This is a genomic window from Mesorhizobium sp. NFR06, from assembly GCF_900115245.1.
Lineage (GTDB): Bacteria > Pseudomonadota > Alphaproteobacteria > Rhizobiales > Rhizobiaceae > Mesorhizobium.
The window spans coordinates 199,387-217,012 of the sequence record NZ_FOVT01000007.1 but is presented as its reverse complement, the minus strand read 5'-3'; the positions used below and the strand labels follow the sequence as shown (position 1 = coordinate 217,012).

At 63.9% G+C, this 17,626-nt stretch carries 13 protein-coding genes; 5 read left to right on the top strand and 8 right to left on the bottom strand.

Translation table 11 applies throughout. The features are described 5' to 3' along the window. Positions 1–81: 81 nt before the first annotated feature. The 6 genes from F3H96_RS15370 to F3H96_RS15345 form a co-directional block, all read right to left on the bottom strand. The gene (locus F3H96_RS15370) at positions 82–1,134 is read right to left on the bottom strand and encodes an ABC transporter substrate-binding protein (RefSeq protein ID WP_188131404.1); all 1,053 of its coding nucleotides are present in this window, start codon (positions 1,132–1,134) and stop codon (positions 82–84) included. 66 nt (positions 1,135–1,200) lie between these two features. Then, entirely contained in the window at positions 1,201–1,635 is a 435-nt protein-coding gene (locus F3H96_RS15365) for a VOC family protein (protein WP_188131403.1), read from the bottom strand. Between the two features lie 2 nt (positions 1,636–1,637). Further along, complete coding sequence (locus tag F3H96_RS15360) at positions 1,638–2,372, bottom strand: FadR/GntR family transcriptional regulator (RefSeq protein ID WP_149802573.1); 735 nt, start codon at positions 2,370–2,372, stop codon at positions 1,638–1,640. Further along, on the bottom strand, positions 2,369–3,718 hold the full coding sequence (locus F3H96_RS15355; protein ID WP_244620020.1) for an FAD-binding oxidoreductase: 1,350 nt from the start codon (positions 3,716–3,718) through the stop codon (positions 2,369–2,371). Before F3H96_RS15355 ends, F3H96_RS15360 begins: the two co-directional genes overlap by 4 nt. A gap of 221 nt (positions 3,719–3,939) precedes the next feature. Beyond that, positions 3,940–5,220 carry a M23 family metallopeptidase gene (locus tag F3H96_RS15350; RefSeq protein ID WP_149802571.1) on the bottom strand — a complete coding sequence of 427 codons (1,281 nt, stop codon included), beginning with the start codon at positions 5,218–5,220 and terminating at the stop codon, positions 3,940–3,942. Positions 5,221–5,358: 138 nt separating this feature from the next. Next, positions 5,359–5,826: a peroxiredoxin gene (locus tag F3H96_RS15345; RefSeq protein WP_149802570.1), complete on the bottom strand. Its 468-nt coding sequence runs from the start codon at positions 5,824–5,826 to the stop codon at positions 5,359–5,361. 95 nt (positions 5,827–5,921) lie between these two features. On the opposite strand from F3H96_RS15345, the gene F3H96_RS15340 reads away from it, so the two are divergent. After that, complete coding sequence (locus F3H96_RS15340) at positions 5,922–9,323, top strand: DUF3971 domain-containing protein (RefSeq protein ID WP_149802569.1); 3,402 nt, start codon at positions 5,922–5,924, stop codon at positions 9,321–9,323. Positions 9,324–9,387: 64 nt separating this feature from the next. Here F3H96_RS15340 and tyrS read toward each other — a convergent pair whose 3' ends face one another. Continuing rightward, positions 9,388–10,641 (bottom strand): tyrosine--tRNA ligase, encoded by a 1,254-nt coding sequence (tyrS, locus tag F3H96_RS15335; RefSeq protein ID WP_149802568.1) that lies wholly within the window; start codon positions 10,639–10,641, stop codon positions 9,388–9,390. A gap of 286 nt (positions 10,642–10,927) precedes the next feature. Between tyrS and F3H96_RS15330 the strand changes: the two genes are divergently transcribed. Then, positions 10,928–12,571 carry a glycosyltransferase family 39 protein gene (locus tag F3H96_RS15330; RefSeq protein ID WP_149802567.1) on the top strand — a complete coding sequence of 548 codons (1,644 nt, stop codon included), beginning with the start codon at positions 10,928–10,930 and terminating at the stop codon, positions 12,569–12,571. Positions 12,572–12,732: 161 nt separating this feature from the next. Further along, on the top strand, positions 12,733–13,611 hold the full coding sequence (locus F3H96_RS15325; RefSeq protein ID WP_188131402.1) for a phosphatase PAP2 family protein: 879 nt from the start codon (positions 12,733–12,735) through the stop codon (positions 13,609–13,611). A gap of 141 nt (positions 13,612–13,752) precedes the next feature. On the opposite strand, the gene F3H96_RS15320 is transcribed toward F3H96_RS15325, so the two are convergent. Then, entirely contained in the window at positions 13,753–14,427 is a 675-nt protein-coding gene (locus F3H96_RS15320) for an alpha/beta hydrolase (RefSeq protein ID WP_149802566.1), read from the bottom strand. 271 nt (positions 14,428–14,698) lie between these two features. On the opposite strand from F3H96_RS15320, the gene F3H96_RS15315 reads away from it, so the two are divergent. Together F3H96_RS15315 and sufB are read left to right on the top strand one after the other, a co-directional pair. After that, the gene (locus F3H96_RS15315; RefSeq protein ID WP_149802565.1) at positions 14,699–15,859 is read left to right on the top strand and encodes a cysteine desulfurase family protein; all 1,161 of its coding nucleotides are present in this window, start codon (positions 14,699–14,701) and stop codon (positions 15,857–15,859) included. Positions 15,860–16,096: 237 nt separating this feature from the next. Then, entirely contained in the window at positions 16,097–17,614 is a 1,518-nt protein-coding gene (sufB, locus tag F3H96_RS15310; protein WP_149802564.1) for a Fe-S cluster assembly protein SufB, read from the top strand. The last annotated feature ends 12 nt before the right edge of the window (positions 17,615–17,626 follow it).

Here is a 17,626-nt window from a genome sequence, read left to right as displayed (position 1 = left end):
GTTGAATCGTGATGCTGATCCAAGTCTTTGTTGGAGCATGATCTTTTCCAAAAACCGGTTACCACTTTTTGGGATCATGCTCTAGGCCGCGGGCGCGTCGAGCTTGGGACGGTCGGTGGCCGAGAGCTCCAGAATCTTGGTGGTATAGACATCCTTGGCGGCCGGTCGTCCGTTCGGATACTGGCCGACTTTGTCGAGCAGCACCAACTGGTCCTCGATCGAGGCGGGGTCGAACGTGCCCCACCCATCCTTGGCGGTCGTGCCGTCGAAGGAGAGTTTCAGCACGAGGTTGACGGTCTTTTGCTCCCAGCCGAGATCCATTTCCGGATAGGCGGCGACCATCTTCTTGACCGCCTCCTGCGGGTTCGCATGCACCCAGCCCCAACCCTTGCCGACGGCGCCGATGAACTTGGCCAGCGTCTGCGGGTCCTTTTCGATCGCCGCGTCCGTGGCGAAATAGACGTCGGCGTAGGAGCTCAGCCCGAGGTCGCGCACCAGCAGGTCGATGCGGTCGTCGCCGACGACGCTGAGCGCCTGGGTATTGGTGATCCAGCCGCCAATGGCGTCGACGTCGCCGCGCACCAGCGGGCCCTTGTCGAAGCCGACGTTGACGATGGTCACCTCCGACGGATCGATACCGTTCTTGGCCAGGATCTCGTCGATGACGAAACGCGCCGTCGGCTGGATGCCGATCTTCTTGCCCTTGAGATCCGCAACGCTGCGGATCGGCTTGGCAGGCTTCGAGGTCAGCGCATAGGGACCGGTGCGGAAGCCGCAGGCGATGATCTTGACCGGCACGCCGCTGGCGCGCGCCGAATAAAGCTGTGGCGTCTCCGAGAACTGCCCGAGCTGCGCGGCGCCCGAAATGACCGGCGGCACGGTCGAGGCATTCGGGCCGCCGGGGCTGAACTCGACCTCCAGCCCGGCATCCTTGAAATAGCCGTTGGCGATGGCCGCGATATCGCCGACCTGGCCATTGGACATCAGCCAGTCATACTGGATGACGACCTTGCCGGCAGCTTTCGCGCCCGGCGTCAGCACGAGCTGCATGCCGGCCGACGCGGCGGCGACGGCTGCCATGCCGCCTTTCACGAACGTGCGGCGGTTCAATTCGAAGTCCCTGTTCCCACTCATTTTTCGCTCCTGTTGCAGACTTTGTCGTCTCTTCTTCAGGCGCCGCTCCGTTCGGCACGGCGTCGTCTACGGCTGTTCGTCGTGGTAGTCGCCAGGGCCGCCGTCGAGCCAGGCGTAAAGCTCCCAAAGTGTGTCGTCCGGGTCGGTGAAATAAGCGCAGCGCGCATTCCAGACATAGTTTTCGGGCGGACCTTGGAAGGGCACGCCCCTGGCACTTAATTCGTCATGCTGTTGGTCGATGTCGGCCGGCGTGTCGAGCTTCACGGCGACGCAGACCTTGTGCGCGTGGCGCGGCGATCGCAGCTTCGAGACGCCGGTATGGCGGTTGATGTGGTCGAGTTCCCAGGCGGCAAGCGTCACGCCCTCACCATGGAAATCGGCAAAACCTTCGGCACGGCGGCGCAGGCGGAAGCCGAGCTTGTCGACATAGAATTCGACCGTGCGCTCGATGTTTTCCACCAGCAGGCAGACGTCGGTGATGCGGGTGATGTTTGCCGGCATGGCTATTTCGCCCCGCCGGTTTTCGAAAGCGGCAGCTTGACGCCGACGCGGTTGGCGGCGCCGACGATGTGCGCGCGCATCGCTGCTTCCGCCGCTTCCGGATCGCCCGCCACCAGCGCGTCATAGATGCGCACGTGCTCGCCGACATTGATTTCAACGAGGTCGTGCAGCGGGTTGGTCATGCGCGCGTAGTGGATCGACTGGCGGATCTGCTCGCAGACGAAGGAAATGAATGTGTGGATGTAGCTGTTTCCGGTGGCGCGAGCGATCTCCCGGTGGAAGAGCAGGTCGGCGTCGATGCTGCCTTCCTCCCAGCGCTCCTCGCCGCCCATCCGATCGAGCGCCGCCTTGATCGAATCGAGATGTTCTTTCCCGCGCCGCGCCGCGGCCAGCGCAGCCGATTCCGCCTCCAGGATGCAGCGAAGCTCGAACAGCCGCGCCATATTGTACGTGTCCTTGAGCGCCTCGCGGTCGATGCGGATCGTGGCCCGCTGTTCGGGCGCCAGCACGAACGCGCCAATGCCTTGCCGCGCCTCGATCATGCCGTCGGCTCTCAGTTGGGCGATCGCCTCGCGCACCACATTGCGGCTGACGCCGAATTTCTCCGACAGCTCCTGCTCGGTCGGCAGGCGTGCGCCGGGGTTCAAACCGCCGGATTCGATCTCGCGACTGAGGAAGGCCGCAACCCGGTGCGGCAGCGTCTCGACAGTGCCGATGGCGGCCAGTCTTTGCTTCATGGAACAGTCTCCGTCGAGGGCAGCAGGCAACCGGGGTTCATCAGCCCCTTTGGGTCGAACGCGTTCTTCAGCGCCGTGACCATGCGGCGATGCGTCGGCGATAAGCCGGACCAGAATTCCCCCGAACGGCTGCGGCCTATGCCATGCTCAGCGCTGATCGAGCCGCCGAGGCCGACCGCGATCGCGTAAAGGCCCGCGGTGATCTCCGACCCGCGCGCACGGGCTTCGGCCACAGCCAGCTGTAACGGCGGCAGCACGTTGAAATGGATATTGCCGTCGCCGGCATGGCCATACGCCAGCGGAATCCAGCCAGGATGCTCGAGCGCTACGAAGCGTCGTGCTTGCTCGATCAGGGCAGGGATATCCGAAATGCGCACTGAAAGATCGGTTCGTACGTGATAGCCGCGCTTGGCCTGGCCCTCGACCAGTCCCTCCCGGATCGCCCAGAAAGCATGGGTCTGCGCGGCGCTGGTTGCGAGAACGGCGTCGGTCACGAGGCCTTCTTCGAGTGCACCGCCGAGGAAACCCGCCAGCACGCGGTTGAGATCGACGGTCGGTCCGGAGGACAATTCGATCAGCACCTGGACGGGCGCCAAGACCGGCGCTCTCACTCCAGGGTCGATCAGCCGGGCAAGCTCGATGCACTCTGAACCGATGATCTCGAAGGCGGAGATCAGGTCCGAACAGTTGCGGCGCGCCCGGTTTAACAGCGCGACGGCGGCCCCGAACGAGGCCAAACCGAGATAGGCCGTCTCTGTTCGCGCCGGTTTCGGAAACAGCTTGACCTCGACGCCCGTGATGATGCCGAGCGTGCCTTCCGAGCCGACGAAAAGCTGCTTCAGGTCATAGCCGCTGTTGTTCTTGCGCAGGCCGGAGAAGCCGCTCCACAGTTCGCCATCCGCAAGTACTACCTCCAGCCCGAGGACCAGGTCGCGCGCCATGCCATAGCGCAGCACGTTGATGCCACCGGCGTTGCTCGCCGCATTGCCGCCGATCTGACAGCTGCCTTGCGCGCCGAGCGCCAGCGGAAAGAGGCAATCCTGCGCCTCGCATGCGTCCTTGATCGTCTGCAGCACGCAGCCGGCATCGGCGCGCAACGTGAAATTCTCCGTATCGATTTGCCGGATGGAGCTCAGCCGCTCCAGGCTGACAACAACCAGGCCGCTGCCTTTGCTGTCGATGGCGCCCGATACCAGCCCGGTGTTGCCGCCCTGCGGAATGACGCCGAGCCCGAGTTCGCCGCACAGGCGCATAAGCACCTGTACCTCGGAGACCGAAGCGGGCCGCAGCACTGCGAGCGCGCCGCCGCGATAGTCGCCGGCCCAATCGCCCAGGTATTTTGCCATTGCGATAGGCTCGGCGATAAGGCCGTTTGGCCCGACAGCGCGCTTAAAAGCCCTGAATATATCGGTCGACAGGCTGCGAGCGGTCATCAGCGGTGCAATCGGTGTCAGGCGATAGGGTGATGCATATCATCCTACAACTTAATTGAAGTCAATCGATGAGCAGCTGACTGATCCTTGAATCGCGTCGCCTGGGCGAAAAACGTCGGAGGGAAGCGCGGAGCCTAAAGGTATTGCGAGACCTTCTTGCCGACGGCCAGGAAGCGCAACGGGTCGACCGCCTCGCCATCGTGGCGCACCTCGTAGTGAAGGTGCGGACCCGTCGAGCGGCCGCTGCTGCCGGTCTTGCCGATGACGGCGCCGGCGGCAAGCTTCTGACCGACGCTCACATCGATTTCGCTCAGATGCCCGTAGCGTGTCGCAAAGCCGTTGCCGTGATCGACCTCGACCATGCGGCCGTAGCCGCCGGCCCAGCCGGCCCTGGTGACGACGCCGGCGGCCGTGACTTTGGCCGGCATGCCGATCGGCGCCCTGAAATCCATGCCCGTGTGCAGCGCGGCGCTGCCAAGGATCGGGTCGGTACGCACGCCGAACGGGCTGGTCACCGGATGGCCGGGGGCGGGGTTGGCGAGCGGCAGCTTGCGCGCCTCTTTCTTGACCTCGTCGAGCGCGTCGAGCGCTTCGTCCAACTCCTTGACCTTGCCGTCGAAGGTCATTGAGGGATCAAGCGGAACCAGCGGGCCACCGACGTCGCTCTTGTCGATCTCGCTGTCGACCGGCAGGCCCGCTGCTTCCAGCGCCTGTGCGATGGCATCGGCATTCCTGTAGGCGTTGTCGGCAAGTGTGGCGATGCGCGAAAGCTGCTGGTTCTCGATGGCCTTCAGCGAGGCATTGATCGAGACGAACAGCTTGTCGGCGCGATCGGCCGCCGTTTCGCCGTCGAGGGGATCGGACCTCGTCGACCAGAGCGAGAAGGGTCTCGTGTCGCCGGCGCTCAGGCTGGCGACGGAATAGGTCGGCGCTTGCGAAAAGCTGCCGGTGACATTCGCATGCTCGTCGGGCTTGGGAGCCGCAGCGCCCCTCGCTGGCGCATCGCCAACCTCGTTCTCGGCACGCTCGAGAATTGGGCCAAGCCGCCCGTGGCGCTCGCTGAGCTGGGTTTGCCTCGCCAGCAGCTCACTTACCTTGGTCTCCATCAATTGCTGGTCGAGAAGCTGGCGGCTGGTTATGCGGTCGACCTGGGCACGAAGGGCCGAGATGCGGTCCTCATAGGCCTGCTGCATGCGCGCCTGTCTTGCCGTCGTGGCGCCGATCAGGTCGTCGCGCAGCACAAGGTAGGAGGTGGCAAGCAAGTATCCTATGGCGATCGCTGCCAGAGCCGAACCGATGAAGGCGGCAAGCCACGGCCGGACGGTGAAATGCCTAATTTCATTGCCCCGGGCGATGATGACCGTGTGCGGTTCCTTACGCCTGCCGAAGACAGCTGACTGACCGGTCATTTTCACGGGACCAAGCTTTCGTTACGAGACCAACGACAAGCCTGATTACACATTATTAGGGTTAACAAAGTTTTGCCGGACGCAATGCTGGCGCAATCGTGCCCGTATGCCGCGCGGCAGGTTGTGGCGGAAGGCTCCGATGTCTCACAGCGCGCGCAGGGCCTCCAGCACCTCTTCGGCATGGCCCTTGACGCGAACCTGGCGCCATATGCGGGCGATGCGCCCGTCCTTTCCGATCAGGAAGGTGGCGCGCTCGACACCCATATATTTGCGCCCGTACATCATCTTCTCGACCCATAAATGATAGGCCTCGATCACCTTGCGCTCCTCGTCGGCGACGAGATCGACGGTGAGATCGTACTTTGCCTTGAATTTGTCGTGTTTCTTTACGTTGTCGGGCGACAGACCGACCACCACAGCGCCGGCCTTCTCGAATTCCGGCTTCAACTGCGAGAAGCCGATCGCCTCGCTGGTGCAACTTGTGGTGTCGTCCTGCGGATAGAAATAGAGTACGACGGGCCTGCCCCGGAACGCGGGGAGGCTGAAGGAACCGCCGCCGTCGCGCGGAAGATCGAATTGCGGCGCAAGGTCGCCCACCTCGAGATCAGCCATATCGATGCCCTTGTTTGCGGTTACGCGCGAGAAAGCATCGATATAACGTGAGGCGGGGATTCGTCCACGACGGGTTCGTCACAACGGAAGATTGCTTGGATCAGGAAGAGCCGCAGCACGAGAAGATCAAGTTCAGGCGTGACGAGATCACCGACCTGACGACGCTTCCTTCCGCGTGCAGCGTGCCGCCGCTCGGCCGGGCAGCCGTGCGCCGCCGCTTTCGCTTTCTCGGGCGCGCCTTCGCCAGCCTTTGCGCGCTCGTGCTTTTGGCGGCGGCGGGCGTTTATATGCTCGGCACCTCGGGCATCGGCACGGAACGGCTTCGCGCCGAAGCCGAGGCCGCCATCGAGAAACTGGCCGGCGTCGATGTCAACGTCGCTGTCGGCGCTGCACGGTTGACGCTCGATGGATCGAGCTTCATCGCCTTACAGGTGAACGACGTCAGCCTGAAGACGGCCGACGGCAAGCCGATGGCCGATATCGGACGCGTGCGCTTCGGCATGCGGCTGCTGCCGCTGCTTTCGGGGGATGTCCGGCTGACCAGCGCCAGATTTTCCGACGCCCATATCGTGGTGGCCGCCATGCCCTCGGGCGGCGGCGACTGGACGGCGCCGCTGCGCGACGAGAATGGCCTTGTCGACCCGGAGAAAGTGTCGGCGGCGGTGTTCGCCAGCGTCAACGACGCGCTCGATGCCGTGCGTGAGGATTCGATGCGCCAGATCGATCTGCGCAACGTCGAGTTCGAACTGCCGGACGCCGGACTGGTCAAGCGCGTGACCGTCGCCTCGGCAACCGTCGCGCAGACCGGCATAGGTCGCATGCAGCTCTCCTACAATGCCGATGTCGACGGCCGGCATGCAACTTTGACCGCCTCCGCGACCCGCGACGCGACGGCCAGGCGGATCGCATCGCTGGACGTCAATCTCGGGATAGCGGGCGCTTCCGGCGAGGGTGGTTCGAACGCGGCTGTTCCGGCCGCCGAGGGCGGCAAACTGGGTTCGATCGCGTTGAAGCTTTCGGGCTCGGAAGCGTCAGGCGACAGCCCGTCGCGCCTGGCGGCTTCGCTGTCGCTGACCGGTTCAACGCTCGACCTGGACGAACGCGGCCTGCTGCCTGTCGATGTCGATGCCGTTGCCACGCTGGTGGCCGGCTCGAACAAGATCTCGGTCGACCGGCTGCTGGTCAGGAACGGTCGCTCCAGCTTCGACTTTGCCGGATCGATCGGGCCAAAGCCGGCAAGCGCGGGGGAGGAGCCCGCCTACCGCTATGACCTGACCAGCGACGGCTCGACGCTGGCGCCTTCGGAATCGCCGGAACCGGCGCTCCAGTTCCTGGCCCGCATCGCCGGGGTCTACCAGCCGAAGAGCCGCAAGTTCATCGCCGAGCAGATCGGCGTGCGGTCAGGCGGATCGGGCGAGGTGCTGGGCGCGGCCACGATCGCCTTCATCGACAATGGCCCTCCGGGCGTCTCGCTGTCGCTCAACGTTCACGACATGCCGGTCTCCCATGTCAAGCAATTGTGGCCATGGTTCTCAGCCCGCAACGCGCGGCTTTGGGTGCTGGCCAATCTGTTTGGCGGCACCGTGACCGACGCTAACCTGCAGTTCCAGGTCTTGCCGGGACGGCTGGGCAATGGCGTGCCGCTTACCGGCGACGAGGTGTTCGGCCGTTTCCAGATCGAAGGGTCGCGCTTCGATACCGCCGGACGCATTCCGCCGATCCGCGACGCCGTCGGCGTCGTCGGCTTCCATGGCAACGATGTCGACATCAGCCTGTCCTCGGGCAGCGTCTACATGCCGAGCGGCCGCACGGTGGCGGCGAGCGGCGGCACGTTGACGGTGAAGAACGCGAACCGTTCGCCGGTCGTCGGCGCGCTTGATATCGATGTCGCGGGCGAAGCGCCGGCGATAGCGGAGCTCGCCTCCTACGAGCCGATCAACGCCATGCGCCATGTCGGGCTGGCGCCGGAAGACCTGTCCGGTACCGTCACCGGCCACGTGAAGGCGGACATTCCGCTGACGCGCGGCATCGATACCTCGACGCTCGATTGGCTGGTGTCGCTCGATTACCAGGATCTGTCGCTGGGCAAGCCGTTCGAGGATCAGACGGTGACCGAGGCCAATGGCTCGATCACGGTCGGGCCAAAGCAGGCGGTGATTTCAGCCGATGCCAAGCTCAACGGCATTCCTGCCGAGCTCGATCTGGTCGAGCCGCTCGCCGACGACGGGCCGGCGCGCAGCCGCAAGGTCGTCCTCGTCCTCGACGACAAGACGCGCGACGCCAGCATGCCCGGCCTGTCGGATCTGCTTTCGGGAACCATCAAGGTGGCAATCGACAAGAGCGGCGAGGGCGCCCAGCAGGTCTCCGCGGACCTCAGCAACGCCAGGCTCGACATTCCCTGGGCGGGCTGGAGCAAGGGCGCTGGCATCCCCGCCAAGGTCACTTTCGGCATGACGAAATCCGGCGGCACCACCACGCTGTCGGATTTCGATCTCTACGGAAAGAGCTTTTCGATCGACGGCAGCGTGACGCTGGTCAATGGGGCGTTGTCCGCGGCCCGCTTCAGCAAAGTTGCGTTGAACAGGGGCGACGACGTCGCCGTTTCCGTGAAGCGCTCCGGCAAGAGCTACGCGGTCGACGTCAGCGGTGCGTCGCTCGACGCCCGCTCGCTGATCAAGCAGTTCACCTCCGATGTCGACACTGCCACGAAAGGCACCGGCAGCGACGCCATTTCGGTGAGCGCCGACGTGGCATCGTTGACCGGTTTCCATGACGAGGTGCTGTCCAACCTCAAGCTCGAGTACAGCGCCGCCGGATCGCGCGTGAACGGGCTCAACGTCACCGCCGCGGCAAGCTCGGGCGCCGCCATTGCGATCACCAACACGACCAGCGAAGGCGGCCGCTCGCTCAGGGTGAAGTCCGCCGATGCCGGCGCCATCCTGCGGTTCCTCAACGTTTATGAGCATATGGAAGGCGGTGCGATCACGCTGTCGCTCGCTGGTGCCGCCGACGGGCCGATGAAGGGGCAGGTGGATGCCAGCAATTTCTACGTGGTCAACGAGCCTAAGCTCGCCTCGATCGTGTCGACGACGCCGGCCGGCGACACGCGCAGCCTGAATGAGGCCGTCAAAGGCAACATCGATACGTCCAGGGTGAAGTTCGAGCGCGGCTTCGCCGAGATCGACAAAGGGTCCGGCTATCTGAAACTGGCGAACGGCCTGCTGCGCGGCCCGCGCATCGGCACCACCTTCCAGGGCACGCTCTACGATCCGAACAACAATATGGACATGACCGGCACCTTCATGCCGGTCTACGGGCTGAACCGCATCTTCGGCGAACTGCCGCTGTTCGGGCCGCTGCTCGGCAACGGGCGCGACCGCGGCCTTATCGGCGTCACCTATCGGCTGCGCGGCAACGCCAACAAGCCGACGCTCAACATCAATCCGCTGTCCGTCGTGGCGCCCGGGATATTCCGGTCTATCTTCGAGTACAGGTAGCCACGATTCGGAAAAGCGGCTTCCGGTCTTCGGGAAAGATCACGGTCAAGAAAGCCGCGGCCGATCAGTTCGGCCGCACCAGCACGTGTTTCTTCTTGCCGAGGGAGAGCTTCACCACTCCTTCCGGACCGAGGTCCTGAGGCGTGACGACGCGCCTGTCGTCGGTCAGGGGCTGGTCGTTGATGCGCACGGCGCCGCCCTGGATATGCCGGCGCGCTTCGCCGTTCGAGCCGGCCAGCCCGGCGCTCACGAACAGCGCCAGGATGCCGATGCCTGCCTCCAGGTCGGACGTGGCCACCTCGACGCTCGGCAGCGTGTCGGCGAGCGCGCCTTCCTCGAAGGTCTTGCGCGCGGTCTCGCTTGCCGTCTCGGCAGCCGCACGACCGTGCAACATGGCGGTGATCTCGGTGGCGAGGATTTTCTTGGCCTCGTTGATTTCCGAGCCGCCGAGCTTCGCGAGCCGCGCGACTTCGTCCAACGGCAGGGTCGTGTAGAGCTTCAGGAAACGGCCGACATCGGCGTCCTCGGTGTTGCGCCAATACTGCCAGAACTCGTAAGGCGAGAGCATGTCGCCATCGAGCCAGACCGCGCCCGAGGCCGACTTGCCCATCTTGGCGCCGGACGAGGTAGTGAGCAGCGGCGTGGTCATGGCGAAGAGCTGCACGCCCTCCATGCGGTGGCCGAGATCGATGCCGTTGACGATGTTGCCCCACTGGTCCGAGCCGCCCATCTGCAGCCGGCAGCCGATGCGCTTGTAAAGCTCGACGAAGTCGTAGGCCTGCAGGATCATGTAGTTGAATTCGAGGAACGACAGCGACTGCTCGCGATCCAACCTCAGCTTGACGGAATCGAAGGCCAGCATGCGGTTGACGGAGAAATGCCGGCCGACATCGCGCAGGAAATTGACGTAGTTGATCTCCATCAGCCAGTCGGCGTTGTTGACCATGACCGCGTCGCCCGGGCCGCTGCCAAACTTCAGGTAGGGCGCGAAATTGCGGCGGATGCCGACGAGATTGTCCTCGATGTCCTGCGGCGTCAAAAGCTTGCGCGCCTCGTCCTTGAAGGACGGATCGCCGATCATGGAGGTGCCGCCGCCCATCAGCGCGATCGGCCGGTGGCCGGTCTGCTGCAGCCAATGCAGCATCATGATCTGGATCAGCGAGCCGGCATGCAGGCTCTTGGCGGTGGCGTCGAAGCCGATATAGGCGCTGACCGTTTCCGTCGCGAAAAGCTGGTCGAGGGCGGATTCATCCGAAATCTGGTGGATGAAGCCGCGCTCGCTCATGATACGCAGGAAATCGGATTTGTAGGCGGGCATTTTTTCTTCCTGGAGGTCGCCGGGCACTTGGCCATGCTGGATATGAAGGCGCGCGTTTAGCATCCGCGGGCGATCAGCAAAAGTGGTTTCCGGTTTTGCGTCCGATCGCCGCCGAACAAAAGACCAGCGATGGGCACAAGTAGTTTCCGGTTCGGCGTCCGGTCGGGAGACGCCCACGCGTCCTTGCTTCGCCCTTTTTGCTGGCGTAATGAGGCGCCGCGCAAAGACAGGCGCCATGCGCCGCGACGGGGCCATCCCGCAGTTTCAGATCGGACGAGCTCCCGCGATGAACAGGAACTACCTCTTCCTCTTTCTGTTCAGCATCGTCATGACCGTTAGCGGGCTGGCCAGCTTGCCGCCGGTCGACCGCGACGAATCCCGCTTCGTCCAGTCGACCAAGCAGATGGTCGAGACAGGCGACTATGTCGACATCCGCCTGCAGGACGTCACGCGCTACAAAAAGCCGATCGGTATCTACTGGCTGCAATCGGCGGCTGTGGCGTTGAGCGGCGAGGGGGCCGAGGCGCCGATCTGGATCTACCGCCTGGTCTCCATGCTTGGCATCGCCCTCGCGGTGGTGGGCATCGGCTGGACCGGAACAAAACTATTCGGCGCCGATGCCGGTCTTGCCGCCGGCCTGATGATGGCGGCGATCTTCGCCACCGCCTTCGAAGGGCGCGACGCCAAGACCGACGCAATGCTTCTCGCCTGCTGCGTGGCGGCGCAAGGCGCGCTGGCGCAGGTCTATATGGCGGCAAAGCGCAACGAACCGGTTCCCGGACATCTGCCCTGGATTTTCTGGATAGCGCAGGGCCTGGGCATCCTCATCAAGGGACCCGTTTCACCGCTGCTGTCGCTGCTTACGGCCGCCGCGCTTCTTGCCTTCGACCGCGACTGGCGCTGGCTGCTCAAGATGAAGCTGGCGCGCGGCGTGGCGATCGTGCTCGTCATCGTGTTGCCATGGCTCATCCTCATCACCTGGAAGAGCGGCGGCGCCTTCTTCCAGGAGGCGGTCGGCAAGGACATGCTGAATAAGGTGGCGCAAGGCGAGGAATCGCACGGCCTGCCGCCCGGCTTCTACATGTTGACCTTTTCGCTGTTCATGTGGCCCTTCGGGCTGATAGCGGTCGGCGCCGGGCTGCAGGCGATCAACCGTTTCCGGGACGATCCGCGCCTGCGCTTCTGCCTAGCCTGGTACATCCCGTTCTGGCTGGTGTTCGAGGCGATCCCGACCAAGCTGCCGCATTATGTCATGCCGGCCTATCCGGGCATGGCGCTGCTGATCGGCTGGCTGCTGACCTTGCCGGCGGAGCAGGCCAATGCGCCGCTCAGGCGATGGCAGACATGGCTGTGGTGGGCGACTGCCTTCGGCCTTGGCGTGGTGGCGATCGGCCTTGCCGTAGTGTGCATCGGTGCGCCGCTTTATCTGGCAAAGACCTTCTCCTGGTGGAGCATCCCGGCGGCGATCGCCGCTCTAGTCACCGGCTATCTCGCCTTCCCGCGGCAATTGCAGGTGCCGCTTGGGCGCATTGCAGCGATAGCTGCCGGCGCCGGCATCACCTTCAGCCTGCTGTTCGGGGTCATTGCGCCGTCGCTGAAGCCGATCTGGCTGAGCCCCGCGGTCAAGGCCGCGGTTGACGCCAACCGTCCTTGCAATTCCACGGTGCTAGCCTCGGCGAGGTTCCAGGAGCCGAGCCTCGTCTTCCTGGTCGGCACCGGGACCGTGCTCACCGACGTCGAGGGCGTGGCGCGGCATCTGCTGGCCGATCCGTCCTGCGCGCTCGGCCTGGCGCCGATCAAGGACGAGCCGAAGCTTGCCGACGCGCTGGCCGCCCAGGGCAAGTCGGCGCAGCGACTGACCGAGATCGACGGCATCAACTATTCGTCAGGAGACAAGTTGTCGCTCGGCCTTTACCGGGTGGCTCCGTGAACAATAGCGTCGGGCATTGAATGGCCCTATAAGCTCGCGCATAGAGCCGGATGATTTCAGGTCGAACTGACCTGAAATCTGAATCCGGTGCTAAAATCAAAGAGATGGAGCACGATGGCGTCCGAAAACCGCTCCACATTTTTCGGCATCATGCTCTAGCCATGTCCGCCGCGCCGCTTGCCCTTTACCGCCGCTCGCTCGGCAATTTCCGCGACACGATGACGATCGTGAATCGACGCTTTGCCGTGCGCCCGCCGCGCTATCCGAAAGTTTTATGGAGCGTGTGGCTGCTGGCTTGGGCACTGCTGACAGTAGCGATCTTCCTGCGCCTCGACGCCGGCGCCGGCGCGATGCGTGGCGAATGGTCACCTGGCTTCGTGCGCTTCACCGATTTCTTCACGCAGTTCGGCCTGGGCGGCTGGTACCTCATCCCGGCGGCGCTCTGCCTCGTCGCCGCCAACCTGACGGATTGGCGCGGCCTGTCCAGGCAGGGGCGGATGCTCGTCTACAACTGGACGTGTTTCGCGTTCCTGGTGCTCTGCGCCGTCGGCCTCTCCGGCCTGGCGGTCAACCTGCTGAAATACGGCATCGGCCGGGCCCGGCCGCTCTATTTCGACAGTTTCGGCGTTCTGTCGCTGCATCCTTTCGCCATGGACGCGCGCTTCGCCGGCTTTCCCTCCGGCCATGCCACGACGATGGGCGCGATCTTCGGCATCCTGCTGCTGCTTTTTCCGCGTCGCTGGTATGTCGCACTGGCCGTCACGGCCTGCATCGCCTCGACGCGGGTCTTCGTCGGCGCGCACTATCCAAGCGACACGGTTGCAGGTTTCGGCCTTGGGCTGGCGTTTGCAATAGTCTCGGGACTGGTGTTCGCCCGGCTCGGTTTCATCTTCGGCCAGACGAGGTCGAAGCTGCCGGTGCGCAAGCGGACATTCCGTCTAGCACCGTCCCACGCGCCGAGAGGCACGGTTTCGATCGCCGGCCAGGCCGACCCGGTCGAGGGCGGGCAGATCGGCGCCGACCGTACGCAGACCCATTGATGCTGCCCGGATCAGGCAGTTTTCCGTGCCGGGCAAGGGAATCGGTTGGGCTCGGCGCCTTCGCCGCAGCCTTTCCGTCCAAAAATTGTGTTAAAACAAAGAGATAGAGCGTTTCGCCGTTTGCGTGAAACGGCAAATGCTCTAACGCAGCCGCTTCGGTCGCGGATCGGCAAGCTCGCCGGCAAGACGACGATCGAGATAATCGGCGCATTCCTGGATGAGCAGCTCGGAATGGTTGGCGAAGAAGTGGTTGGCGCCGGGGATTGTCTTCTGGGTGATGGTTATACCCTTTTGCGTGTGCAGCTTGTCGACCAGGCCCTGCACATCCTTGGGCGGCGCAACCTTGTCGGCATCGCCATGGATGATCAAGCCGGATGACGGACAGGGCGCGAGGAACGAAAAGTCGTAGGTGTTGGGCTGCGGCGCGATCGAGATGAACCCCTCGATCTCCGGCCGGCGCATCAAAAGCTGCATGCCGATCCACGCGCCGAACGAGTAGCCGGCGACCCAGCAGCTCTTCGAATCCGGATGCAGCGACTGTACCCAGTCGAGCGCGGCGGCCGCGTCCGAGAGTTCGCCGGTGCCGTGGTCGAACTCGCCCTGGCTGCGGCCGATGCCGCGGAAATTGAAGCGCAGCGTGGTGAAGTCGCGCTTCTGGAACATGTAGAAGAGGTCGTAGACGATCTTGTTGTTCATCGTGCCGCCGAATTGCGGATGCGGGTGCAGCACGATAGCGATCGGGGCGCTCTTTTCTTTCGAGGGCTGGTAACGACCCTCCAGGCGACCGGCCGGACCGGCAAAAATGACCTCAGGCATAAAATACTCCACGTGGCATACAAAGGCGCAAGCCCGAAACTCTTCCTCTGGCCCCGGAGTCTCAGCGGCCCGAAGGCTTCTGTGGCCTTGACGCCGGGCGAGTGTCTTCCTAGAAGCTAGTTTAGAATTGTTCAAAACTGGGAAGCCGAAACCCGATGGTTCCGTCGCCCGCGCCGCAAGCCGGGTAAATAGGACGGCTTGCCTTGCAATTTCAAGGAAATAACGCGCTATCCTCGCGGGATAGTTGGCGGAAGGACGAACTGAGCGAAAAATGGCCGCAACCCGCGCCTATCTCGACTACAACGCCAGCGCGCCGCTCATTGCAGAGGCGCGAGCGGCAATGGTCGCGGCGCTCGACGCGGCCAATCCGTCCTCGGTCCATAGCGAAGGCCGAGCGGCGCGGCGTCTGGTCGAGGATGCGAGGCGCGACGTGGCGCGACTGGTCAATGCCAAGCCGGAACATGTCTTCTTCACCTCCGGCGCCACCGAAGCAGCCTCGACGCTGCTTGGGGCTGACTGGCAGATCGGGCGCGGCGCCATCCGCATGAGCCACCTCTATGTCTCGGCGGCCGACCACCCCTGCCTCCTGAATGGCGGGCGATTTGCGGCGGCGCAGGTGACGAAGATCGGCGTCGATGGAAACGGCATTGCCGACCTGGACGCGCTGGCCGCCGCGCTTGCCGCGCATGACAAGGCTGCCGGCCTGCCGCTGGTTGCAATCCACGCCGCCAACAACGAGACCGGCATTGTCCAGCCGGTCAAGCGCATCGCCGAAATCGCCAAGGCCGCCGGCGGCGTGCTGATCGTCGATGCCGTGCAGGCGGCAGGACGGATTCCGCTCGATATGTCAGTTCCTTACGCCGATTATCTGATCCTGTCCTCGCACAAGATCGGCGGACCGAAGGGCGTCGGGGCGATCGTTGCGGCGTCCGACCTGATGATGCCGTGGCCGCTGATCAATGGCGGCGGCCAGGAGAAGGGGCACCGCGCGGGGACTGAAAACGTCGCCGGGATCGCCGGTTTCGGCGCCGCCGCGCGTGCCGCGGCGAGCGGTCTCGCCGAGATGGACGCCATCGCTCGCCGACGCGACCAGGTCGAGGCGATCGTACGCGACCTCGCGCCCGAGGCGGAAATCTTTGGAGCGGCGGCGCCAAGGCTTGCCAACACGACGTTCTTTGCTATTCCGGGCATCAAGGCCGAGACGGCGCAAATCGCTTTCGATCTGGCCGGTGTGGCGCTGTCGGCGGGCTCGGCCTGCTCGTCGGGAAAAGTCGGGCCAAGCCATGTGCTGAAGGCGATGGGCTTTGGCGACAGCCTGGGCGCCTTGCGCGTCTCGATCGGCCGTGCGACCGGCGCCGAAGATATCGAGGCGTTCCGGGCAGCGCTGGCTGGTATTGTCGCCCGCCGGGCGGGCAAGGAAGAAGCTGCCTGACGGCGGCGGAGCATTGGAGCGAGAACGCCTTACGGCTCTCGGATTTCCGTTGCTCGAAGACGAATTCAGGCCTTGCGGCCTGGTAGAGCCGTGCGTTTTGTCGTGGCCGGGTGAATTTCCGGCGGACATGCACTATATGGAACTTACTCCGCCGCGAGTCCCCCTGGGGCGCGATTTCGGCGGTGCCATAGTTTGAAAACTGCCGGGCCTTGACCCCGGCGTGGATGGAGAACGCTTATGCCTGCTGTGCAGGAGACGATCGATCGGGTTCGAAAGATCGACGTCGACCAGTATAAATATGGATTCCAGACAGAGATCGAGATGGACAAGGCCCCCAAGGGCCTGAGCGAAGACATCATTCGCTTCATCTCGGCCAAGAAGGATGAGCCCGACTGGATGCTGGAATGGCGTCTGGGGGCGTATCGCCGCTGGCTGACGCTGGAAGAGCCGACCTGGGCGCGCGTCCACTATCCGAAGATCGACTTCCAGGACATCCACTACTACGCCGCGCCGAAGAGCACGCCGGGGCCGAAGTCGCTGAGCGACGTCGATCCTGAACTGCTCAAGGTCTACGAGAAGCTCGGCATTCCGCTCAAGGAACAGGAGATCCTGGCCGGCGTGCAGAAGACCGATGCCTCGGAACTCGAGGAGGCCAGCGACAATGTCTACAAGTCGGGCCGCGTCGCCGTCGACGCGGTGTTCGATTCCGTGTCCGTCGTCACCACCTTCAAGAAGGAACTGGCGCAGGCCGGCGTCATCTTCTGCTCGATCTCGGAAGCCATCCGCGAGCATCCGGAGCTGGTGAAGAAGTACCTCGGCTCCGTGGTGCCGACCACCGACAATTTCTACGCCACGCTGAATTCGGCCGTGTTCACCGACGGCTCGTTCGTCTTCGTGCCCAAGGGCGTGCGCTGCCCGATGGAGCTTTCGACCTATTTCCGCATCAACGAGAAGAACACCGGCCAGTTCGAGCGCACGCTGATCATCGCCGAGGAGGGAGCCTATGTCTCCTATCTCGAGGGCTGCACGGCGCCGCAGCGCGACGAGAACCAATTGCATGCGGCGGTGGTCGAGCTGATCGCGCTCGACGATGCCGAGATCAAATATTCGACGGTGCAGAACTGGTATCCCGGCGACGCCCAGGGCAAGGGCGGCATCTACAACTTCGTCACCAAGCGCGGCGACTGCCGCGGCGACCGCTCGAAGATCTCGTGGACGCAGGTCGAGACCGGCTCGGCGATCACCTGGAAGTATCCGAGCTGCATCCTGCGTGGCGACGATTCCAGCGGCGAGTTCTATTCGATAGCGGTATCGAACGGCTATCAGCAGGTCGACTCGGGCACCAAGATGATCCATCTCGGCAAGAACACGTCGAGCCGCATCATCTCCAAGGGCATCGCCGCGGGCTTCTCGCAGAACACCTATCGCGGCCAGGTCTCGGCGCACCGCAAGGCGGCCAACGCACGCAACTTCACCAATTGCGATTCTCTGCTGATCGGCGACCAGTGCGGCGCGCACACCGTGCCCTACATGGAAGCCAAGAACTCGACGGCGCAGTTCGAGCACGAGGCGACGACGTCGAAGATCTCCGAGGACCAGAAGTTCTACGTCATGCAGCGCGGCATCCCCGAGGAAGAGGCGATCGCGCTGATCGTCAACGGCTTCGTCAAGGACGTCATCCAGCAGCTGCCGATGGAGTTTGCCGTCGAGGCGCAGAAGCTGATCGGCATCAGCCTCGAAGGCTCGGTGGGCTGACCGCAAAGATAT

What these genes read in the sequence shown, in the direction of transcription:
- F3H96_RS15315 (WP_149802565.1), top strand. Translation starts at nt 14,699, where the DNA reads ATGGCCGCAACCCGCGCCTATCTCGACTACAACGCCAGCGCGCCGCTC.
- F3H96_RS15365 (WP_188131403.1), bottom strand. Translation starts at nt 1,635, where the DNA reads ATGCCGGCAAACATCACCCGCATCACCGACGTCTGCCTGCTGGTGGAA.
- F3H96_RS15325 (WP_188131402.1), top strand. Translation starts at nt 12,733, where the DNA reads ATGTCCGCCGCGCCGCTTGCCCTTTACCGCCGCTCGCTCGGCAATTTC.
- sufB (WP_149802564.1), top strand. Translation starts at nt 16,097, where the DNA reads ATGCCTGCTGTGCAGGAGACGATCGATCGGGTTCGAAAGATCGACGTC.
- F3H96_RS15360 (WP_149802573.1), bottom strand. Translation starts at nt 2,372, where the DNA reads ATGAAGCAAAGACTGGCCGCCATCGGCACTGTCGAGACGCTGCCGCAC.
- F3H96_RS15370 (WP_188131404.1), bottom strand. Translation starts at nt 1,134, where the DNA reads ATGAGTGGGAACAGGGACTTCGAATTGAACCGCCGCACGTTCGTGAAA.
- F3H96_RS15355 (WP_244620020.1), bottom strand. Translation starts at nt 3,718, where the DNA reads ATGGCAAAATACCTGGGCGATTGGGCCGGCGACTATCGCGGCGGCGCG.
- F3H96_RS15345 (WP_149802570.1), bottom strand. Translation starts at nt 5,826, where the DNA reads ATGGCTGATCTCGAGGTGGGCGACCTTGCGCCGCAATTCGATCTTCCG.
- tyrS (WP_149802568.1), bottom strand. Translation starts at nt 10,641, where the DNA reads ATGCCCGCCTACAAATCCGATTTCCTGCGTATCATGAGCGAGCGCGGC.
- F3H96_RS15330 (WP_149802567.1), top strand. Translation starts at nt 10,928, where the DNA reads ATGAACAGGAACTACCTCTTCCTCTTTCTGTTCAGCATCGTCATGACC.
- F3H96_RS15320 (WP_149802566.1), bottom strand. Translation starts at nt 14,427, where the DNA reads ATGCCTGAGGTCATTTTTGCCGGTCCGGCCGGTCGCCTGGAGGGTCGT.